General features: G+C 63.8%; 26 protein-coding genes and 2 pseudogenes. 15 read left to right on the top strand and 13 right to left on the bottom strand.

Annotated elements, in window-relative coordinates; genetic code table 11:
* Positions 1–4: 4 nt before the first annotated feature.
* From MKK75_RS18025 to MKK75_RS18010, 4 genes are all read right to left on the bottom strand, one after another.
* A complete protein-coding gene (locus MKK75_RS18025) occupies positions 5–304 on the bottom strand; it encodes a hypothetical protein (protein ID WP_244043907.1) in 300 nt (99 codons plus the stop codon).
* Positions 305–523: 219 nt separating this feature from the next.
* Positions 524–1,381, bottom strand: coding sequence for an alpha/beta fold hydrolase (locus MKK75_RS18020; RefSeq protein ID WP_244044002.1), 858 nt, complete (start codon positions 1,379–1,381; stop codon positions 524–526).
* Between the two features lie 39 nt (positions 1,382–1,420).
* A complete protein-coding gene (locus MKK75_RS18015) occupies positions 1,421–1,597 on the bottom strand; it encodes a hypothetical protein (protein ID WP_244043906.1) in 177 nt (58 codons plus the stop codon).
* Between the two features lie 101 nt (positions 1,598–1,698).
* Positions 1,699–3,432, bottom strand: a complete 1,734-nt coding sequence (locus MKK75_RS18010) for a patatin-like phospholipase family protein (protein ID WP_244043905.1) — start codon at positions 3,430–3,432, stop codon at positions 1,699–1,701.
* A gap of 291 nt (positions 3,433–3,723) precedes the next feature.
* On the opposite strand from MKK75_RS18010, the gene MKK75_RS18005 reads away from it, so the two are divergent.
* A complete protein-coding gene (locus MKK75_RS18005; protein WP_244043904.1) occupies positions 3,724–4,476 on the top strand; it encodes an SDR family oxidoreductase in 753 nt (250 codons plus the stop codon).
* A 410-nt stretch (positions 4,477–4,886) separates the two neighbouring features.
* Positions 4,887–5,606 (top strand): annotated as a pseudogene (locus MKK75_RS18000) (substrate-binding domain-containing protein); the annotation flags it as partial.
* 502 nt (positions 5,607–6,108) lie between these two features.
* Here the strand turns inward: MKK75_RS18000 and MKK75_RS17995 are convergent.
* Genes MKK75_RS17995 through MKK75_RS17980 form a run of 4 tightly spaced genes read right to left on the bottom strand, consistent with a single transcriptional unit; the run spans position 6,109 to position 7,395 of the window.
* Entirely contained in the window at positions 6,109–6,297 is a 189-nt protein-coding gene (locus MKK75_RS17995) for a hypothetical protein (protein ID WP_244043903.1), read from the bottom strand.
* Positions 6,288–6,788 (bottom strand): hypothetical protein, encoded by a 501-nt coding sequence (locus tag MKK75_RS17990; RefSeq protein WP_244043902.1) that lies wholly within the window; start codon positions 6,786–6,788, stop codon positions 6,288–6,290. Before MKK75_RS17990 ends, MKK75_RS17995 begins: the two co-directional genes overlap by 10 nt.
* Positions 6,785–7,156 carry a hypothetical protein gene (locus MKK75_RS17985; RefSeq protein WP_244043901.1) on the bottom strand — a complete coding sequence of 124 codons (372 nt, stop codon included), beginning with the start codon at positions 7,154–7,156 and terminating at the stop codon, positions 6,785–6,787. The genes MKK75_RS17990 and MKK75_RS17985 overlap by 4 nt, the downstream gene beginning before the upstream one ends.
* Complete coding sequence (locus MKK75_RS17980; protein ID WP_244043900.1) at positions 7,153–7,395, bottom strand: hypothetical protein; 243 nt, start codon at positions 7,393–7,395, stop codon at positions 7,153–7,155. The genes MKK75_RS17985 and MKK75_RS17980 overlap by 4 nt, the downstream gene beginning before the upstream one ends.
* Positions 7,396–7,491: 96 nt before the next feature.
* On the opposite strand from MKK75_RS17980, the gene MKK75_RS17975 reads away from it, so the two are divergent.
* The 4 genes from MKK75_RS17975 (at position 7,492) to MKK75_RS17960 (ending at position 8,971) form a co-directional block, all read left to right on the top strand.
* Entirely contained in the window at positions 7,492–7,818 is a 327-nt protein-coding gene (locus MKK75_RS17975; protein ID WP_244043899.1) for a hypothetical protein, read from the top strand.
* A 10-nt stretch (positions 7,819–7,828) separates the two neighbouring features.
* Complete coding sequence (locus MKK75_RS17970) at positions 7,829–8,011, top strand: hypothetical protein (RefSeq protein WP_244043898.1); 183 nt, start codon at positions 7,829–7,831, stop codon at positions 8,009–8,011.
* 57 nt (positions 8,012–8,068) lie between these two features.
* Positions 8,069–8,353, top strand: coding sequence for a hypothetical protein (locus MKK75_RS17965; RefSeq protein WP_244043897.1), 285 nt, complete (start codon positions 8,069–8,071; stop codon positions 8,351–8,353).
* Between the two features lie 354 nt (positions 8,354–8,707).
* The gene (locus MKK75_RS17960) at positions 8,708–8,971 is read left to right on the top strand and encodes a hypothetical protein (RefSeq protein WP_244043896.1); all 264 of its coding nucleotides are present in this window, start codon (positions 8,708–8,710) and stop codon (positions 8,969–8,971) included.
* A 58-nt stretch (positions 8,972–9,029) separates the two neighbouring features.
* On the opposite strand, the gene MKK75_RS17955 is transcribed toward MKK75_RS17960, so the two are convergent.
* Complete coding sequence (locus MKK75_RS17955) at positions 9,030–9,215, bottom strand: hypothetical protein (RefSeq protein WP_244043895.1); 186 nt, start codon at positions 9,213–9,215, stop codon at positions 9,030–9,032.
* 204 nt (positions 9,216–9,419) lie between these two features.
* On the opposite strand from MKK75_RS17955, the gene MKK75_RS17950 reads away from it, so the two are divergent.
* Positions 9,420–9,650 (top strand): hypothetical protein, encoded by a 231-nt coding sequence (locus MKK75_RS17950; protein ID WP_244043894.1) that lies wholly within the window; start codon positions 9,420–9,422, stop codon positions 9,648–9,650.
* Positions 9,651–9,926: 276 nt separating this feature from the next.
* Here the strand turns inward: MKK75_RS17950 and MKK75_RS17945 are convergent, their stop codons facing one another.
* The 4 genes from MKK75_RS17945 to MKK75_RS17930 all read right to left on the bottom strand — a co-directional run bounded on the left by MKK75_RS17945 (position 9,927) and on the right by MKK75_RS17930 (position 12,085).
* Complete coding sequence (locus MKK75_RS17945; RefSeq protein ID WP_244043893.1) at positions 9,927–10,169, bottom strand: DUF6522 family protein; 243 nt, start codon at positions 10,167–10,169, stop codon at positions 9,927–9,929.
* Between the two features lie 842 nt (positions 10,170–11,011).
* Complete coding sequence (locus tag MKK75_RS17940) at positions 11,012–11,374, bottom strand: hypothetical protein (RefSeq protein ID WP_244043892.1); 363 nt, start codon at positions 11,372–11,374, stop codon at positions 11,012–11,014.
* Between the two features lie 4 nt (positions 11,375–11,378).
* Entirely contained in the window at positions 11,379–11,834 is a 456-nt protein-coding gene (locus MKK75_RS17935) for a hypothetical protein (RefSeq protein ID WP_244043891.1), read from the bottom strand.
* Complete coding sequence (locus tag MKK75_RS17930) at positions 11,831–12,085, bottom strand: hypothetical protein (protein WP_244043890.1); 255 nt, start codon at positions 12,083–12,085, stop codon at positions 11,831–11,833. Before MKK75_RS17930 ends, MKK75_RS17935 begins: the two co-directional genes overlap by 4 nt.
* 484 nt (positions 12,086–12,569) lie before the next feature.
* Between MKK75_RS17930 and MKK75_RS17920 the strand changes: the two genes are divergently transcribed.
* The 8 genes and pseudogenes from MKK75_RS17920 to MKK75_RS17885 all read left to right on the top strand — a co-directional run bounded on the left by MKK75_RS17920 (position 12,570) and on the right by MKK75_RS17885 (position 17,729).
* Positions 12,570–12,872, top strand: a complete 303-nt coding sequence (locus MKK75_RS17920; RefSeq protein WP_244043888.1) for a hypothetical protein — start codon at positions 12,570–12,572, stop codon at positions 12,870–12,872.
* Positions 12,869–13,105: a hypothetical protein gene (locus MKK75_RS17915; RefSeq protein ID WP_244043887.1), complete on the top strand. Its 237-nt coding sequence runs from the start codon at positions 12,869–12,871 to the stop codon at positions 13,103–13,105. The genes MKK75_RS17920 and MKK75_RS17915 overlap by 4 nt, the downstream gene beginning before the upstream one ends.
* An 842-nt stretch (positions 13,106–13,947) precedes the next feature.
* Positions 13,948–14,286: pseudogene (locus MKK75_RS17910) on the top strand (SOS response-associated peptidase family protein); the annotation flags it as partial.
* Between the two features lie 550 nt (positions 14,287–14,836).
* The gene (locus MKK75_RS17905; protein WP_244043886.1) at positions 14,837–15,280 is read left to right on the top strand and encodes a DMT family transporter; all 444 of its coding nucleotides are present in this window, start codon (positions 14,837–14,839) and stop codon (positions 15,278–15,280) included.
* A gap of 292 nt (positions 15,281–15,572) precedes the next feature.
* Entirely contained in the window at positions 15,573–15,839 is a 267-nt protein-coding gene (locus MKK75_RS17900; RefSeq protein WP_244043885.1) for a hypothetical protein, read from the top strand.
* Positions 15,832–16,302 (top strand): hypothetical protein, encoded by a 471-nt coding sequence (locus MKK75_RS17895; protein ID WP_244043884.1) that lies wholly within the window; start codon positions 15,832–15,834, stop codon positions 16,300–16,302. The genes MKK75_RS17900 and MKK75_RS17895 overlap by 8 nt, the downstream gene beginning before the upstream one ends.
* Positions 16,303–16,812: 510 nt before the next feature.
* Positions 16,813–17,250, top strand: a complete 438-nt coding sequence (locus MKK75_RS17890) for a response regulator (RefSeq protein WP_244043883.1) — start codon at positions 16,813–16,815, stop codon at positions 17,248–17,250.
* Between the two features lie 176 nt (positions 17,251–17,426).
* Complete coding sequence (locus tag MKK75_RS17885; protein ID WP_244043882.1) at positions 17,427–17,729, top strand: hypothetical protein; 303 nt, start codon at positions 17,427–17,429, stop codon at positions 17,727–17,729.
* Positions 17,730–18,109 lie beyond the last annotated feature (380 nt).

Raw genomic sequence — 18,109 nt, 5'->3', positions numbered from 1 at the left:
GAGCTCAGTAGCGCGGGCCGCCCGTGGTGTTGCCGAGCTGCTGCTGATAGCCGGGCCGCGACGGGTTGCGTGCGTTCGGGTTGCCGTGGCGCATCGTGTTGAGGCGGCGCATCCGGCGCTCGTGCCGGGTGGAATGATGGCGATGCATCCGATGATGGTGGTGGTGATGCATCATGACGGTCTCGACCAGACCGCCGCCGGCCAGGCCGGCCTGCGGCATCGCGGGGGCAGCCTGAGCGACCGCCGTGCCGGCCACGAGGCCGCCGGCGAACAGGCCCGCGGTCAGAAGGGTGCGAAAAGACATTATTCAGTATCTCCGATCCGCTCTCAGGAGCTGTCCCCTAAACGAAAACTGATCGGAAGGTTCCGGTTCGACGCGGAAAATGCGACAGTCAATTTCAACACGCGATCGGATTAAAGAGATGCGTTGTACGTGCTGCGCAGCCGTTCGGACTCAACTTGCGATAACTGTAGAGCGAATTCAGTTCGGCGACACACTCTATGGCGCGATAGGTGGCTGCTCTCAGGTGAGGAAGTCGATCAGATCCGCGTTGACCGCGGCCGGTTCCTCGTGCGCGAGCCAGTGGCTGGCGCGGTCGTACCAGCGGATCCGGCCGTCGTCGCAGAAGGCGAGACTCGCCTCGGCGAGGCCGGCCTGCAGGGCGATGTCCTGCCGGCCCCAGAGGATCAGGGTGGGCACCCGGACGCGGGGCGGCGTCGTCCGGGGGAGCCGCACCAGGGCCCGGTACCAGTTCAGCATGCCGGTCATCGCGCCGGGCTGGAGCCAGGACTCGACGTAGCGATCGAGATCGGCGGCCCCGAAGGCGCCGGGCCGGCTGGTGCGCGTGAGCGCCCGCCGCAGGGCCCGGCCTCGATCCGCGGTGAGCAGGCGTTCCGGCAGGCCGGGGAGTTGGAACAGGCCGACGTAATAGCTGCGCAGCAACTGGCCCGGATGCGTCCGCATATAGGCGCCGACGATGCCGGGATGGGGGGCGTTCAGGATGGCCAGCCGCTCGATCCGCTCCGGATAGAGGCTTGCCACCCACCACGCGACGAGGCCGCCCCAATCGTGCCCCACGAGCCGCACCGTAGGGAAGCCGTAGGCATCGGCCAGCGCGATCACGTCGCCGGCCAGACGGTCGAGGTGATAGGCGTCGAGGCCGCCGGGCTTGTCGCTGAGGCCGTAGCCGCGCTGATCCGGCGCCACGACCCGCAAGCCCGCCGCGGCGAGCGGGCCGATCTGGTGGCGCCAGCCGTACCAAAATTCCGGGAAGCCGTGCAGGAGGATGGTCGGTGCGCCCGCTTCGGGGCCGGCCTCGGCCACGTGCAGGCCGAGCTCCGGCAGTTTGATTCGCCGGAAGGTCACACCCGCAACGTCCATCGGCATCCTTGCTCCGTCCGGACGCGCCCCGCGAGACCGTCAGAAGCCCAGGGTGGCGCAGCTGCCGACTTCTGGCGAGAGCTGATCGCGCAGGCGAACCGGCGTGGTCCGGGTCCAGAGGCAGAGCAGGACGAAGGCCGCCCCCTCGAGGAGGCCCCGGGTCGGATCGGAGGCGGACGGGCTCCGGACGGGTTCGGTCGTTGTCGTTTGGGTCACGGCGATAAACTCCACGGGCGAACCTGTCAGGGAGATCGTTGCCGGGCGGCTGGGGTTACAGGGGTCCCTCGGGCTCTTGTGCGCTGCCACACGCGGACATCTCAGCGCACCGGGTCGAGCCAGCGCGCGAGGGTGCCGGCCTCGAGGCTGGCGCGGGTCTCCTGGTAGCCGAGTTCGGCCGATTCTCGGAACCGCGACCACGCCCGCAGATCGATCCCGGCGAGCTGCGGCTTGAGCACCGCGGTGGCGTGGGTCGCCGCCATCAGGCTCTGCGCGTCGCTCGAGACCGTGGCGGCGCGCAGCAGCAGCGGCGCCAGCCCCGGCATCGCCAGCGGCGAGCCGATCAGCTTGCGCACGAGGCGCCCGGTCCAGCCGCGCGTGGGCATGTCTTGGAAGGCCCGGTCGCTGCCGACATCGACGGCGAGGACCGGTCCGCGCTCCAGGTCGGCCGCGACGTCGGCCGGGAGGTTGTTCATCATGCCGCCATCGACCAGCACGCCCTCGTCGCAGAGCACCGGCGGCAGCAGGCCGGGAATGGCGATGCTGGCCCGCAGGGCCTGCGTAAGGTCGCCGGACCGGTGGACCATCGTGTTGCCGGTGGTGAGGTTCGACGAGACGCAGAAGAACGGCAGCCACAGATCCTCGATGCGCGCGCCGCCGTAGCGGGCGGCAAGGCCGGCATCGACCTTGGCACCCCGGGTGAGGGCATGGAGCGGCAGCGTGTAATCGTTGATCGGGTTGTCGGTGGCGAAGAAGGCCTCGGTCTGTGCCCGGATCTCGGCGAGGCTCCAGCCCATGGCGAGGCTCGCCGCGATGATCGCCCCCATGCTGGTGCCGCCGACGAAATCCGGGGCGCACGACACCTCGTCGAGGGCCCTCAAGACCCCGAGATGCGCGAGCCCCCGGGCACCGCCACCGCCGAGCACGAGGCCCCGGGCCGCGCCGCTGGCGAGCCGGGCGAGGCGGTGCAGATCCCCCGTGCTGCCGTCGCGGAGCTGGATCCGCAGGGAAGCGGGCAGCGCGGCGACCGCCGGATGCAGAGGTTTCGGGCGTCGTGCTCCGGGATCCTGCCGGACGACGAAATCCATGCGGATCCAGTCGGAGCGTACTCGCTCCAGATACTCTGCCGCTCCCGGCCGCGGCGGGGCGCCCGGCTCTGCCAGCAGCAGCACGTGATCACCCCGACGCTGGCTCAACCGGCACCACGGGCAGTCGATCTGCCGGGCCGCGAAGATCGTGCGCGCGTGCTGTGCCTCGTAGGCCTGGAACCACGCCTCGTCGGCGCCCTCCGGCCAGTCCGTCAGGCAGCCCGTCTCACCCGGAAGCAGGGCGTCGAAGGCGGCGGCGAGCCGATGGGCGAGGTGCGCCGGATCGGGCCCGTCCGTCACCGCCAGGATCGTGAAGACTCGTGGGGCATGATGCACCGAATAGCCGTCGTAGATGTGACGCAGGCGGTCGGCGAGCATGCGGGCGAAGTAGAGCAGCGTGCGCGGATGCTCGGCGATCACCGCCTCGAAGGCCGCGCGGGTGAGCTGCAGCAGGTGCGCGTCGCGCAGGGCGATCACGGTCGCCGCCCGCGGGGCATCGGACAGCAGCGCCATCTCCCCGAAAATCTCCGGCGGGCGCAGGCGCGCGATCCGGGTCGGCATGCCGGTGTGGTCCCGGGCGGAGACGCCGACGACGCCGGACACGAGCGTGTAGAGCGCGTCCCCGGTGGCACCCTGCTCGAACAGGATCTTTCCCGCCGGGATCGTCACCGGCTCCATCCGGGCGCGCACCGCCTCGGCGGCGGCCGGGTCGAGCCCAGCCAGGAACGGGATCTCCGGCGCGCTCAAGCCTGCTCCGCTCCCTCGATCACCTCCGGCCGATCGGCCCCCGGCCATCGTCGCATCCTTCCGGTCCTTCCGTCGGCTCATTGGGTCGCCGTGCGCTGCCGCAGCCCGAAAGGAGGCCGTCGCCCCGCGGGGTCAAGACGACGCGGCTCACAACACGGGCGTCGTGCGCCGGTTCCGATCCGTCGCACGTATCGCCGGCGCGTGACCACGTGCCGCTTCTGAAAGGCTGATCCCTTCGCGCGGGCATCGCCATCCGGTACAGGCTTCCCGAACAAGAAGCGGGAGGCTTGCATGTCGGGGGCTGATCGAATCGCGATCGTGACCGGAGCCGGGACCGGCGTTGGCCGAGCCGCCGCCCTGGCGCTCGCCGGGGCCGGGTGGCGCGTCGTGCTGTCGGGCCGGCGGCCGGGGCCCCTCGAAGCGGTCGCGGCCGAGATCGGCGGCGACCGGTCGCTCGCGGTGCCGACCGACGTCACCGACCCCGATTCGATCGCCGACCTGTTCGCCCGGACCCGGGCGCAGTTCGGCCGCCTCGACCTGCTGTTCAACAATGCCGGGATCGGCGCGCCGGCGGTGCCCCTGGAGGACCTGCCGCTGGAGACCTGGCGCCAAGTGATCGACACAAACCTGACCGCCCTGTTCCTGTGTACCCAGCACGCCTTCCGGATCATGCGCGATCAGGATCCCCGCGGCGGCCGGATCATCAACAACGGCTCGATCTCGGCCCACGCCCCCCGGCCGAACTCGATCGCCTACACGGCGACCAAGCACGCGGTGACGGGCCTGACCAAGGCGACCTCGCTGGACGGGCGCGCCTACGACATCGCCTGCGGGCAGATCGACATCGGCAACGCCGACACGCCCATGGGCGGCAAGATGAAGGCCGGCGTCCCCCAGGCGGACGGCTCGCTGCGGGCCGAGGCGGTGATGGATCCGGCCCATGTCGGCCAAGCGGTGCTCAGCATGGCGAGCCTGCCGCTCGACGCCAACGTGCAGTTCATGACCATCATGGCCACCAAGATGCCGTTCGTCGGCCGCGGCTGAGCCTTAGACCGATCCCGACCTTCATTTGACGGTGTGCAAGGGTCGGCGCGGCGCAGCCCGCGTGCGAGCGGACGATTGACGTCCCGTTCTATAACTCATACAAATCGTGTAACGAAGATCGGGCGGGGCTGAACCCGATCCCGCGCTGAGAGAGGAACTCCGCCGCCTCGGCCTCGACTGTGCGAGCATTTTTCAACAAAAGCTGCGCGCGTTCAATAAGAATCTACCGCTTCACCATAAAAGATGTATCTGCTTCCAGTATTTGGTCCAAATATAGACGATATGTGCTGCGTAATTATCTGATATATGACGGAATACGATCAGAGATATTTGCAGATATAAGCACAACGAAGTGGCGGTGGGCACAGAATATTTCGGAACAGCCGACGCTTAGGTCAATGGGGGGAGCCATGTTCGCCAAGCAACTGTTACGCAAGCTGATTCTCGGCGTCGCGCTCACGGGCGGTACTCTCTCGCCGGCCCAGGCCGCGGGCGGTGATCCGATCGGCGTCGCCATGCCGACGAAGTCGTCGCAGCGCTGGATCGATGACGGGAGCAACATCGCGAGGCTTCTTCAGGCCAAGGGCTACAAGCCGGATCTGCAATACGCCGACGACGACATCCCGACCCAGCTCGCCCAGATCGAGAACATGCTCACGAAGGGCGCGAAAATCCTGGTGATCGCCTCGATCGACGGGACGACGTTGGGCGACGTGCTGTCGAAGGCTGCAGCAAGCGGCGTGAAGGTCATCGCCTATGATCGCCTGATCAAGGGAACGCCGAACGTTGATTATTACGCCACGTTCGACAACTATAAGGTCGGCGTGCAGCAGGCGACCTCGATCGTCGATGCGCTGGGCCTGAAGGACGGCAAGGGGCCGTTCAATATCGAGCTGTTCGGCGGCTCGCCTGACGACAATAACGCATACTTTTTCTACGACGGCGCCCTGTCGGTGCTGAAGCCGTACATCGACGCGAAGACGCTCGTGGTGCGCTCGGGCCAGTTCGGCATGGACAAGGTCTCGACCCTGCGCTGGGATCCGGCCACCGCCCAGGCCCGGATGGATAACCTGCTCTCGGCCTATTACGGCAACGCCCGCCTCGACGCGGTGCTCTCGCCCTATGACGGCAGCAACTGGGTGAGTGCCGCGAACTAGAACAGAAATTGTGACAGTTGCTTAGCGAACTATCGCCATTGTCATGTCCAAGCGTTGTCCAATAAACCTCATTGGACCGCGGTGGAGTTAACCGCCCGCACCAGATGCGCGAGGGGCGTTCGTGGTAGGCAGACACCATTCCGTAAGGCCGACCGATTAGAGTCGACTGCGCCGGCGGGCTGAGACGGTCCCGCTGACGATCCACGCCCGCTCGCAGATTTGCCCCTCAGCTGTCGGAGTGGGCGTGGATGATGAGATCCGGCTCGGCAAAACGGAAACCGTTTCCGTTTCTCAAAAGCGAAACCGTTTCGCATTTGCGCTCCCCGGATCTGGGGACTGGCGGATGGGGTGGCGTTTCACCACCCCCTTACCGGTACGGAATTGCGCCGAGGGCTGTCGTGAGGCCCGGCCAGGCTCAGAGCAGTATCCGACAACTTGTCGGAAACTCGACAGCGCGAGCGGCCGGGCCGGGGTATCAGCGGCGTGCGACCAATCGTGCCAGCGGTTGGCCGGCGCGATCAGCGAGACGATGGCCGCGAGCGATGCGTTCGCGAGCCCGGTTTAGGGCCGCTTCGGCGTCGTCCATCAGCATGTCGCCTCGCGCATGGTCGAGGCGGGCGAGGCGCAGTTGCGCGAGGGCGAGGAAACCGAGGATCAGGCGCATAGCGCGTCCTCCCGTGCCCACGCCGCAAGATCGTAGCCGGCCTGCTCCTCCCAGCAGTCCAGCAGGTCGGCGACCCGGGCTTTCCAGCTGATGGCCGGCAGCGTGGTCATGCGCTCGGTCATGAAGTCGGTGACGAGCTTGTCGACAGCATCGGTAAGCTTGGCCCATGCCTCCCAGGCTTCGTGGTAGCCGTTACGGTCCCGGGCTGCCTCAGCTCGCAGCCGCCAAGCCTTCGCAGCTGGGGGATCGCCCCAACCGGGATGCTCTCCGGCACTGCGATCGCCGTGCTCGTACAGAGCCCTGGCGGACGCCTTGGCGTGTTCGATGGGCGGGACCAGCGTACGAAGCTGTGGGATCAGGGCGAGGAACTGGACCTCGTGGTCCGGCAGGTCGCTGCCAGTTTCTGCTGTCCAGGCAGCCGCCGGCATGGATGTCAGCGGGGCGGCGAGGATGGCGCCGAGCGCAGCGCGGCGGGTGGAGGCGATGCTCATGCCTGGCCTCCTTGCGCGGCTTTGCGCTGCACCAGGACGGCGTAGGCGATCATCATCCGACCATCGAGCCCGTCGCACATATCGGCCAGCGCTCGGCAATTGCGCTGGGTGGTTCTGACCACATCCTCCAAACTGTCGAGGTCGTCCTCAGACATCTCCGCGAGAGCGTCGGCCAAGCGCTCCCTGTCGAGCGTCATGAAGAGGAAGCCGATCCGCAGCCATGGTGCGACCTTCTTCATTTCGTCGAACTGGCAGGCCGTCGGGACCGGGCATGCGCCGTCGCGGTTCCAAGGAGTGAAGTCCACAGCCGCAATCTCGGCGTCGCTCATGTCGCGCGCGAGGGGGGTATTGGGGGTAGGAGTGCTCATGCCGCTTCTCCCACGTTGAAGCGGTGAGCGCCGCGGCCGGTCCATTCGACAGCCGAGGCGTCCAGCACCTCGGGCTCGCGGTCCGCGTCGCCGTCCATGGCGTCGAGGAGGTCGATCAGGCCGCCGATCAGATCCTCGACCTCGGGGCGGGACAGGGCGCGGATGCCATGGGTGAACTGCGCCGTGCGGCTCGGGAAAACGGACACGGTGTCCGCTTTGACCGGATCGGCAGCCCGCATCGCGCGGATGGCCTGTGTGACCGGTCCTACCTGTGTTGAAGGTAAGCGCGGGCGTTCACCGCCGCTGAGGGGCGGTGTAGGGTGGTGGATAGCCATGTGACGGTATCTCTCGACAGCGTTGCGTGGTCAGGCCCGGCCGGAAATCTCACCTTCCTGTCGGGCCGTTTCTTTGGTACCATGGTTCTCATGGCGACGCAAGAAACTTTGCAACCAAAGAAACGACGCGGTCCCAAACCGACCGGTCAAGGCGTGCCTATTCAGGTACGGCTGCAGCCAGACAGCCTATTGCCCCTCGATGCCTGGATCGCAGCTCAGCCCGATCCGAAGCCCTCACGCCCTGAAGCGATCCGTCACGCGCTCACGGACTGGCTCACTGGTCAGGGCTACGTGCGGCACCGTGAGGATCCAGAGGGCGTGAATTGAGGAGCGGCCTATGGCTGACAACCACAGCAAAGAGCGAACGCGGGCCGAGGCGGATTTTGCCAAAACCCAGGTTCATCCTGGCGGTAAGATACCCGTTGAGCCAAGCGTCAGCGATGCGGATCAAAAGACCGCTCGGCTAAAGGCTGCGCGCCTTGAACGAGATGCTGCCGCGGCTGACCCGAAGAAGCCGTGACATGCGTGGCGCTGCGATCCTCCTCACTGAGCACCTGAAGGCGAAGGGCTATCTGAAATGAGCGATACGCCTGCTTCCGACCGAGTCGCCCGTGTGATCGCCGAGAACGTCTACGCCGCGTTCTGTCGGCAGGCGACGTTGCCGGCTCACCCGCTTGAGGAGCAGACGATCCTGACGCGACTCGTCGAGGCGATCCGTCCTCAGATCGGCAATGGCTCACCGGGAGTGGTCATTGAGGCAGCCAATGCTGTGCTGTCGGTCTGGGAACAGAGGGATCCGGACGTTCGTGGTCCGCGCGTCGTGTCGATCAATCAGATCGACGGCTCGGTGATCGTGGGCTAGCCGTCAGTCGCTCGACCGAAAAATCTTTAAAAATGCAGCGGTCGTAAAACGATCAGCTGAGCACCATCTGTTTAATTCAGATGATAGCGAGGTTTGGGCGATGTCCGATATTCCGTACAATCTTCGCGGGCAACTCGTGACGCCAGCCTCTAGAGAGGCGATCGCAGAGGCGAATTCTCAAACCATTCGCGATGAAATAGAAGCTGGCCGGGTGGATTTCGACGAGCGAACTGTGCGCCTTAAGACGTTGCGGACGGCGCGAGATGCGAAACTCAAGATCCAGCAGCTGTCTCGCCGAATAAGGATCCGACCGGGCGCTCGGAACTCTAATGTGGCGAATTGACAGAGGCGATCGTGAAGACCAAGGAGCGTGAGCTTGAGTGCTCCCCGCTTTCAGGCCACTTCACACGCGACGGCGTGACGGTCGAGGTCAAGATCTACCGCTTTGCCGGGACCGACGACCCTTGGCAGTTGGAGGTGCTAGACCATGAGGGTAGCTCAACCGCTTGGGATGACCCGTTTCCAACCCCACAAGACGCCATCGACGCCCTCAACAAGGCAGTAGAGGAAGAGGGCATGGCAGCGTTCGTGGTACCGCTAAGATCTACGATCCACTGACCCCACCCGCCGCCTCGTGGAAGAGGCGCTGAAGGCGGGTCACTTTGATCGTGCGGCGCTAGGTGAAGTTCTCATTGCTGGCTTCAGCAGTCAGCGGTGGGACCTCACGAGCAATGTGCTCGCCGATCAGCTGTAGGAGAATGCGGGCAGCCAATTGCATCTCGCTCGTGCCATACTTTTTGACGGCCTCGTAGGCGGCGATACAGGCATCTAGCATTGCCTGGGTGCCCGTATCCTCAGTCATCGGTTCCGTCTTCAGTACGTCTCCGGACGGCTTTTGAGGCGCTGATGAATTTTTACAACCGGTAGTTTTACGGGTGTGCCATGCGCTCGTAATCCGCATGGCACGGTTACGCACTATCATGTGGTCTGCAATTCAGGCGTGCATTAAGCCTGCTCGGTTGCAGCACCGATGGAGCGCATAGGAATGCCGAATGACACTCGGCCCGTGGCTCATACCGAGACAGCTGGGGCTCAACTGCAGCGGCTAGCTCAGGCTCTTGAAGTGCCGGTCGAAGCATTCTTCGGGGACGCTCCCCTCAAGTCTGATGCTTTGGAAGCAGCCGAACTGCTTCGCCTTTGGCAGGCGATCCGAGATCCGCAGAACCGCGAGGCTCTCCTGGTGGCCGCACGTGGGTTCGTCGAACGCGAGGCCGATGCATCCCTCGCCGCCGAGTAGGGTGACTAAGGCTGCCCGCTAGATCGCCGGCGCCATCTTCATTGAAGAGAACGGAGGGGTACTGAAAAGGGGCGCCCGCTAGAGCGCCGCTATATCCGGTGAGATCGACGATCTCTCCCGCCGACCCGTGATCAGGTCATGCGGCGACAGCGTAGCGCATCTCGGCAGGTTGCCCTCGGGTTGCATGGAGGCGGAGGACTGGAGGTCAAGAACGCGCAGTCGGGATTGGTATAGCTGCGCTCTCACTGTGGCCTCGAACATTGGGTGCAAATAAAACTATATAATACTTTCATTAAACAAGTATCCTTCCTCATCAAATATGCCTTCCCATGTCGATTTGGCAACTTTTATTGTTACGCGCGACCTGCCAACATCTGCATCGACGCCTTTCTCGATCCGGCTGGTGACAAGGCCGAGCCTCATCTTCTGCCGCATCAAGCCTGGATTGATCATGAGCCGGGAGTGGAGCTGCTCGGGATCGAGCATCCAGTCGCCGCGCTCGTTGCGCTCTAATCGCATGGGGTAGCCGTGATCAGCTTGGCGGCAGATACGAAGTCGAGAGCGATCTTGGGCGGCGCTTGGAGAAGGTTTGCAGGCACCGCGTCTCTTGTAAGACCTCGACCATAGACATTCGCGATGATGGCCCAAAATTTTGGTCTCGTTCTCTCTGGGATCTGAGCGAGTCGCTTGTCAATCTTAGCTCGTGCAAGTGAAGCAAAACTCTGAACGTCTTCAGGTAAAACTGCTATATTAGCAGGCATGGCGAAATCCTTATGGACCAACGACTGCTAGGTCCTCCAGATCAACTTTCACGCGCGCAATTGGATGCACAATCTCTTCGAGCGACTGGAGATCTCCTAAGCCGTCGAGGCCGACCGGCGCACCGGCAAGGAGAGCGCCGCCAATCTGAATAGCGCCTGGCTCTTCCCAATCCGGGACCACCGCCGGCTCTCGTCATAGCTCTTCGGCTAACCGGGCGCTGGCATCCTGTATCCCGAGCCGCATCGCGTATCGGCTCTCGCCAGTGAGATAGACACCCCTGCCCGCCCATGATCAAATCGGGCGGCAGGGGCCCAGCCATCAGGCAAGCGCTTGAGGATAGGCGACGGCGTGCCGCAATACGTGTCAGGCTTCACTGGGCAGCTGCTGTGAGCCTTCCTGTGCATCATCGTCTTGCTGAAACTAGGGCCGCAGTAGGCGCCGTTGATCGAGACGCGCCCGTGGCGCGGGACAACGCTTTATAGCTATCGCATAGCGGCTCACGGCCTCGGTGAGGCTGACCAAGCGCCACTTGCCATCCATCTCTGCTTCGCAAGTCTGAGCAACAAGCATTCAGATAAACGAAATCGGATCGTGCTTCCTCAGCGCCATAGAGCACTGAAGGCCCGCTCGAAATCTCCAATCAGCGTCCGGTTGCAGAAGTTGTGCAGGATGGGGCCATCGACCCGGCCCTCGCGCATCACGATCGACTCGGTCTGCTGCTCATACGAGAATATTAGGTGGCGGCCTCCGAGCGTCGTCGAGAGGACGGCGTTGGCGCTGTCACCATCCTGCGTCATCTCGGTCGATCCTGGCTTGCTGCGCCACATGATCCCGCCGAGCAGCGCTAGGGTGACCGCCTTCATCTGCAGGTCCTCGCCTTCTGACTGCGCGATCACGCTCACCGCGTAACGCCGCACGGCGTCGAGGTCGGTCGTCTCGGATGTCGTAAGAGCGTTCGCCATTGGATCAAACCTGACTGTCGGTGATGTTCTTTCCACCAGTCGAAGTGGCGGAGTAGCCGCCCCAGCCCTCGGTCGAAACCGGCGATGTCCCGCCCCAGCCCTCGTCACGCCAGATCGCGACGCGTTGCGTCGGGTCGATCGAACCGTGATCATTCAGGATCGCTAATACGCGCTCCCGTTCCGCATCGTCGACTACTAGGTTCAGCATCACCCCGCCGGCGGTCAGCTTCGCGCAATAGGTAGCCCACGCCGCCTGGGGTAGGCCGATTTCATTGAGCGTGCGTCGTAGCGTGTCGTTGTCGAGATACGGGTCTCTCGTCTCGACACTGCCAGCCTTAGAGGTAAGAGAGCCAACGACGAACCGGATCGCCGCGTTGGGGATGCCGGCCGCAACCAGCGTAGCCATCGCCGCCTGCGCGCCGCTGTGGCTCTCATACAGTGCATTGATGCCGGAAGTCATGGTTCTACAATCGTTCGGGGCTTAGCTGCCCCCGCCTGGGTGGGCTGGCTCGTCTCGTTCTCGATCTCGACCCTTGCGAGGGCAATAAACGCGGCGCGTTCAGCTGGGTTCAGAGTAAAGCACAGATTCAACAGAGACCCCTTCACCGGGGAGGGATCTGCCCACATCCGGTTGCCCGGACCTCTGTCGAGGAAATTCTGCTGCGCACGTTGAAGCACTGCCGCTTCGAACGGATCGTTGATCGCGCTCATGGGTTGGCCCTGCGCACGGCTGGCTGAGGATATGCCGGATTTCCCCCAGGCACCCCGCTGCTGTTGGCCGATGACGCGGCGTCTGATCTGCCGGTCTCCGAGCCGGTGATCTGCTTGCGTGATGCTGCCTGGCTCTGGCTCGCATAGTCTGGTGGCGAACTCGCGCCCTGCCAGATCATCAACCCGGTCAGGGATATCAGCATCAGGCCGACACTGACGATCAGGACGTAGAGGGCCGGCCTGCCGCGCTTGCCCTGGCGGCTATCTTGACCGGATGTCTGCTCTGACACTCATGAACCTCGCTTGTCCGCGCTATCGCGAACATGAACAAGAAACATATGGCTAGGTCCGAAAGTTCTGACCTGCGACCTCAAGGGCAATCGACTGAAACATTGATAGCAAAATCCAACACATGTTGATGAGAAATTTTTGTAATTTTTGATCGGGCTGGACTGTAATTTTGTTCAAATGGTGCGAAGGTTCTATGTACAAACTCTTCCTCTCTTCGTTTATTCTGGCGATCGAGGCTCAGCGGGTCATCGAACTCAGGTTGGTTCGATCGGCCTGGGGCGGGGCCGAATGGCTGGCCAAGGCGCAATCCATGGTGGTCGAGAAGGTTCACGCCGCTGGCGAGGCCACGACGACGCTGATGTTCGGCGGCTCGCCCGAAACCATCATTGCTCGCTACCGCGGGCACGTCGCTTTCGACACCAAGCGCCTCTCGACGGTCCGACTGGTCAGTCGTGCCTTCGTTGCAGAGCGTGTCGGGTGTAGGCTCCATCGATGATAGAGCCCAATCAGACCGCCTACATCGTCAAAGTCGCATGTCCGGATGAGGATGCGCCGGAGCAGCTACTCACCCTGTTCTATGCGGTCCTGGCCGAGGATCCGGAACGCGGGATCCAGATCGTCAAGGATGCAGTCAGGGCAGGTGCCGAGGTCACCTTGACCGAGGTACGCCTCTCCCAGGCCACAGCGCAGGCGATCGACCTCCTTCCAGGCTACGCGAGGGCTCTATAGGACGAAGAATCGTTACCGACGGACAAGGGCGACACCTATCGCGCGTTCTGCCAACGCGATGTGATCTCCCGAAACGCCGCGTCGCCGTTTGCCTCAGACGCCCCCTCTGAGCCAAAGGAGCGAGCCGACTGGCGAACCATGACACCGTCGCAGGTAATCGACCAATCGAACCGACCCGGCTCCTTTGAGGATAGTGTGACCTGCAGCTTGTGGGGGTTCGGCTTGAAGGTGATCATATCTCTTATCTGGGGAGCCGCAGCCCCGTCCGTGAGAGGGTAGCCAAACTGCTTCCTCCCAAATCAGCTGGGTCGGCCAGGGCGATCCTGGCCTCAGTCCGGACGGGTTTGTAAGTAACAGTCCAGCGATGAAACCAGCGCAGCCCTTGACGTGTCAGATCCAGGTTGCGGGCGACTGGCAGACGCTCACCATCGCCCAAGCCCATAATCAACATCGGTCCGAACCTAAACGCTGTTGCGCTTGTCACGGACCCGTCTACATTTTCGGCACCTACGAGGGAACAAGCCGTCTGGGCTTGATGCATCGCAAGGGACACGAGGGGTGTCCGTTCAACGGGAGGGGGTTCTCAGGAACCTCGACCCCTCACCCAGATGCCCTGAGCTGAGCCGCATCGCCACTCGGAGATGCGGGGGCATCCCGATCTGGGATGCAGGCATAGGTCGCTGTTGAACCTCGACTAACCGCCATCGCTTATCCTACCGTTCAGACGGTGTTGCGTACTGGCACCATCGCCGTAAGGAACGGCATTGAGCCTCGCCAGGCCGTGATCAGATCGAGCAGCGGGGGCAGCATTTGGCATCTCGCGTCCCTGGCGAGCCTGCTGTATGTGCAACCTCTACAGCCTGATCCGCTCGCAGACTGAGATCGGCAAAGCGTTCGGCGTCGAGTACGACGATACCGGCAACCTGCCACCGTTGCCCGGCATCTTCCCGAACACCGCGGCTCCCGTGATCCGCATGCGCGAGGGCGCCCGCGCCCTGTCGATGATGCGCTGGGGCATGCCGTCGCCTGCCTTCGCGCTGAAGGGCAAGAAGGTCTATCCGGGCGTCACGAACGTGCGCAACACTGCGTCGCCGCACTGGCGCCGCTGGCTTTCTCCCGAGCACCGCTGCCTCGTGCCGTTCACGAGCTTTAGCGAGAACGAGAAGGCCGCGGCCGGCTCGCGTATATTCCGACCCTCTGCAACCAGTTGGCGCTTGCGTTGATCCGGAGAGTCCGTGCTGGCACTGTGTTCGCGGATCAGCGCTGGAAGAGGTGCCGTGATGCCCCTCACCGAGCACCTAAAGGCGAAGGGCCTCATGAGATGAGCCTCGGCCGGGCCGCGACCGTCATAGGTGTCGCGGTCGTAGCTGTGGCTGGTTTGCAGCTTCTCACTGACGAAGGCGTTGAGTACGCTCCTCTCGTAGTCCTCGGTGCGGGCCTTCTCGCGTGTGTGCTCGTTGCACTATTGAACAGGGTGTGAGCGATCCCGAGACTGACGCTGTCTTCCAGCCGCGATTACTGCACGTCGTGGCCGATAAGAATCGCCCTGCCGCCTCGGTAGTGGCCGGCGCTTACCTCGACGCCCTCGGCCGAAAGTACGACCGGTTCAGGATGGGCGTACCGCTCAAGGGCCTTGAGGTGGGGCGGTACCGCTCCTGACATCATCCCCCCCCTCGTGGAAGAGGCACTGAACGCCCTACCTAGGGAGATCCCACCGATCGGATCTCGACCATGTGGTACCTCTACGGCGCCGTTCTTATCGCCGGGATCGCGAATGCCATCCAGCCCGGTCAGAACAGCACGTTGGCCAGAAGCTTTTCCCAGCCCCTTGTCGCCGGTCTGGTCGTCGGGATCGGCACGGCGTTGACCGTCTTGGCCGCTGGCCTTGTGTCCCGTCGCTTGGCTTGGCCAACGCTGCAGGAGTTGTCACAGGTGCCATGGTGGGCCTGGGGTGGCGGTATCTTGGGTGGCGGGATCGTGATCACCCAACTGCTGATCGCCCGCCAAGTCGGAGCCGGGGTGTTCCTCGGCCTCTTGGTCACCGCAGGCGTCGTGACTTCGATCCTGCTAGACCATTTCGGGTGGGTGGGCTTCGAGGAGCACCCGGCCAGCCTTTGGCGTGTTCTGGGCGGCCTCCTGATGGTAGCCGGCGTTGCGCTCGTGGCGCTCTTCTAAGCCTTTCCGCTCTGGAAGCCGTCGTCGTCATCTTCATTGAGGAGAACGGCGAGGGGCCGGGGGTGCGGCTGCGGAAGGCTACGGAGTATCCTCACCGCAGCGAATGAACCGGTCAAAATCATCCATTCGTGTGATGCGCCTGGAAGGGCTTTCGGTAGAAGGCATACCCGCTTCATGTGCGACAGGACACTTGTTGCCCGAGTCGGGTTGAATATGTAACCGTGCCTTAACTCCGGGCGCCGCCATCATTCCGATGATCCGGCCCGGACGCGCCATAGGGGACCTTATGCCCGTGCAGACCCATCCGAGACCGGAGGCTGCATCTGCAACCGTCGAGTCTTATCACGACACCTACCGCGAAGCGCTCCAGGAAGCCACGCGACGTAAGTGTCAGCCCAACCTGGAAGGCTACATCACGAACGTCACGCGCTCTGCATATGGGCGTTTCGTGGTCCGCAGTCTGCCGGCGGAATTTATCCTCGACATGGCACTCGATGGAACGCCCATGCCTGGGTTCATGAACGGCTTCGGTTTCGGCGGCGCCTCATTCAATGACTGAGGGTGACGACCAGCCGCGCCCAGCGGCTGTTCCCGTTCCCTATAATCCGAGCACCAACAGCCAGAGCCACGACCTGGAGGGCGTCCAGTTTCGTGAACTCATGGCCATCGAGCGCGCTCGGATTGATAGCTCTAACCGCCGGACGGAAGTGGTTCGCGAAATGATCTCTGCGCAGGTTGCCCAGAACGCTCGCGAATTTGAATTCGCCACGAGTCGAATGGAAGGGGAGGAGCGTCGCGAGAAGCGACGGCTGTCCCTTTTCACGCGCATCGTGTTCACCGGTGCGGCCGTCGGCGTGATCATCCTCACGTTCCTAATGTATGTAGCATTCTACGGATCACCCGAAAACGCAAAACTGGCGCAATCTTGGCTGACCGCTGGCGCACAGGCGCTCGGCGGAGGCGCTGCCTTGGTCGTGGTCGGCCAAATCCTTCTGCGGCTGCTTAAATCTCCGCCGGCGTGATGCGCACAGCCCTCGCAGCCGACGGGGGGGCACGCTCTGCACGACGCAAGATGATCATGAGAACCGCGCTGATCAGATGGCTCGTGGTAGCGCTCATCGTCAGCGTGAGCACCACAGCTGTCGCGCAGCGAAGGCGCATCTATAGGGCGGCTCCTCGACCAACGATCGAAGCGCCGCAATACGGATACCCGCGACCGGCGACCACAACGCTACGGCCTCCTGATGACGGCATCATTCACTGGAACACGCCGAACAAGGACGGCAATCTCGGTGGTCCTGGGACCGGTGGAGGTGGCGGTGGTGGAGGTTGATCTATTCCGCCTTCGCCCTCTGCCGCCCGTGGTTCTCCACGATGTCGACGACGAAGTTGCCGGGTCACGGCCGCCCGCTGTCCGCTGCCATTGCAGAGGCACGGACCTTTGGGCGCTTCTAACTCGACACCGCCATCCCAGCAGCTAGCTTCTCCCGTGCGTATAGCCCTCGCCGCCCTCGCTCTCTCCGTCGCTGCCGGTGGGGCGAGAGATCGAAAAATCTGCGGCCACGCTGAAACGCGATACGGGCGACCGCATTCATCAATCCATGTCACCGCCTCGCCCCCTCGCAGTCCTTGCCGAAGATGACGAGTTCGCTCGTCTCGTGGCGGCCGACATGCTGACAAAGATGGGCTTCGAGGTGCTGGAAGCTGAGCACGCGCACGGGGCGTTACAGCATCTGGAGGCCCATGATGGTGTGGCGCTCCTCTACACCGACGTGAACATGCCTGGCGCGATGGACGGCTGTGATTTGGCGCATGCAGTCCGCGCGCGATGGCCGGACACGCGGATCATCGTCTGCTCTGGATGTACGCCGAACGAGGCGGCTCTCTTGCCGGGCGAGGCGCACTTCATCGCCAAACCGTGTGGCGAACGGTTGGTGCGCAAGGCGCTGCAGACGCTGCAACTGCATTAAACCCGGCCTCCGAGGCTTAAGCTGTATCCGCCTCGCCATCTACCACCCGTGGTTCTGCACGGCGTCGTGAAACGAGACGCCATACACGCCTGCCCGCCGATGGCCGCGATCGCGTAGGCCCGGGCCCAGAGGCTCTGCGAACTCGACACCACCAATCCGATGGCTATCCTGCGGGGATGCGCATAGCCATCGCCGCCCTCGTTCTCGTCGCCGCTGCAGGTGGAGCGCAGGCTCAGCAACAGCTGCCGACCGTCCCTGAACTCCTGACCGCGGAGCTGAAAGCCACGCAGGCCTGCGAAGGCTCCGGCGATCCCGCCGTCACCCGAGAGCAGTGCCGCCTCCGAGATCGGCTCAGCGGTCGCTTGGCCCAGGCCGGCTACTGCTTCGGCCGTAAGGGGCAGAGCGAGGAGAAGATGGAGTGGCACGCCTGCCAACCGGACTCGATCTACGAGGACGACATCGAGGCGGTGCAGCGCTGATGCGCAAGCTCCCGCCTGCCAACCTATCCCGCCTTTGCGTGCTCGCTGGGCCCCGCCCCGATCTGCTCACGGGCGGGGGAGCGTCCGATCTCACCAGCGTGTGAACCGAGCCGATACGCAACGCGGTTCCCCGGCAGGATGGCAGGCGGCGGTTACTGGGGCGTGCCAGAGCTGCGGGCAGCCGGTCCCGTGCCGGGATTCGGGATGTGAAGATTCGGCGCCGGGAAGCCGGGCGCGAGTCGGCGTGGGAACTACGCTCCGTGTACCGTCTTGCGCCTTTACGGAGGCAGGGAGGTTTCCCTTGATCGACATCCGGATGTCTCAGGACAACGACGGGCGTTGGACGGTCTATGCGCCCGGCCTCGTGGTCACCGATCTCA

This window comes from Methylobacterium sp. J-030 (genome assembly GCF_022829545.1).
In the GTDB taxonomy this organism is placed as follows: domain Bacteria; phylum Pseudomonadota; class Alphaproteobacteria; order Rhizobiales; family Beijerinckiaceae; genus Methylobacterium.
This window is presented reverse-complemented; position numbering and strand designations above follow the sequence as displayed.

What these genes read in the sequence shown, in the direction of transcription:
- MKK75_RS18025 (WP_244043907.1), bottom strand. Translation starts at nt 304, where the DNA reads ATGTCTTTTCGCACCCTTCTGACCGCGGGCCTGTTCGCCGGCGGCCTC.
- MKK75_RS18020 (WP_244044002.1), bottom strand. Translation starts at nt 1,381, where the DNA reads ATGGACGTTGCGGGTGTGACCTTCCGGCGAATCAAACTGCCGGAGCTC.
- MKK75_RS18005 (WP_244043904.1), top strand. Translation starts at nt 3,724, where the DNA reads ATGTCGGGGGCTGATCGAATCGCGATCGTGACCGGAGCCGGGACCGGC.
- MKK75_RS17995 (WP_244043903.1), bottom strand. Translation starts at nt 6,297, where the DNA reads ATGCGCCTGATCCTCGGTTTCCTCGCCCTCGCGCAACTGCGCCTCGCC.
- MKK75_RS17990 (WP_244043902.1), bottom strand. Translation starts at nt 6,788, where the DNA reads ATGAGCATCGCCTCCACCCGCCGCGCTGCGCTCGGCGCCATCCTCGCC.
- MKK75_RS17985 (WP_244043901.1), bottom strand. Translation starts at nt 7,156, where the DNA reads ATGAGCACTCCTACCCCCAATACCCCCCTCGCGCGCGACATGAGCGAC.
- MKK75_RS17980 (WP_244043900.1), bottom strand. Translation starts at nt 7,395, where the DNA reads ATGCGGGCTGCCGATCCGGTCAAAGCGGACACCGTGTCCGTTTTCCCG.
- MKK75_RS17970 (WP_244043898.1), top strand. Translation starts at nt 7,829, where the DNA reads ATGGCTGACAACCACAGCAAAGAGCGAACGCGGGCCGAGGCGGATTTT.
- MKK75_RS17965 (WP_244043897.1), top strand. Translation starts at nt 8,069, where the DNA reads ATGAGCGATACGCCTGCTTCCGACCGAGTCGCCCGTGTGATCGCCGAG.
- MKK75_RS17955 (WP_244043895.1), bottom strand. Translation starts at nt 9,215, where the DNA reads ATGACTGAGGATACGGGCACCCAGGCAATGCTAGATGCCTGTATCGCC.
- MKK75_RS17945 (WP_244043893.1), bottom strand. Translation starts at nt 10,169, where the DNA reads ATGCGATTAGAGCGCAACGAGCGCGGCGACTGGATGCTCGATCCCGAG.
- MKK75_RS17940 (WP_244043892.1), bottom strand. Translation starts at nt 11,374, where the DNA reads ATGGCGAACGCTCTTACGACATCCGAGACGACCGACCTCGACGCCGTG.
- MKK75_RS17935 (WP_244043891.1), bottom strand. Translation starts at nt 11,834, where the DNA reads ATGACTTCCGGCATCAATGCACTGTATGAGAGCCACAGCGGCGCGCAG.
- MKK75_RS17930 (WP_244043890.1), bottom strand. Translation starts at nt 12,085, where the DNA reads ATGAGCGCGATCAACGATCCGTTCGAAGCGGCAGTGCTTCAACGTGCG.
- MKK75_RS17920 (WP_244043888.1), top strand. Translation starts at nt 12,570, where the DNA reads ATGTACAAACTCTTCCTCTCTTCGTTTATTCTGGCGATCGAGGCTCAG.
- MKK75_RS17915 (WP_244043887.1), top strand. Translation starts at nt 12,869, where the DNA reads ATGATAGAGCCCAATCAGACCGCCTACATCGTCAAAGTCGCATGTCCG.
- MKK75_RS17905 (WP_244043886.1), top strand. Translation starts at nt 14,837, where the DNA reads ATGTGGTACCTCTACGGCGCCGTTCTTATCGCCGGGATCGCGAATGCC.
- MKK75_RS17895 (WP_244043884.1), top strand. Translation starts at nt 15,832, where the DNA reads ATGACTGAGGGTGACGACCAGCCGCGCCCAGCGGCTGTTCCCGTTCCC.
- MKK75_RS17885 (WP_244043882.1), top strand. Translation starts at nt 17,427, where the DNA reads ATGCGCATAGCCATCGCCGCCCTCGTTCTCGTCGCCGCTGCAGGTGGA.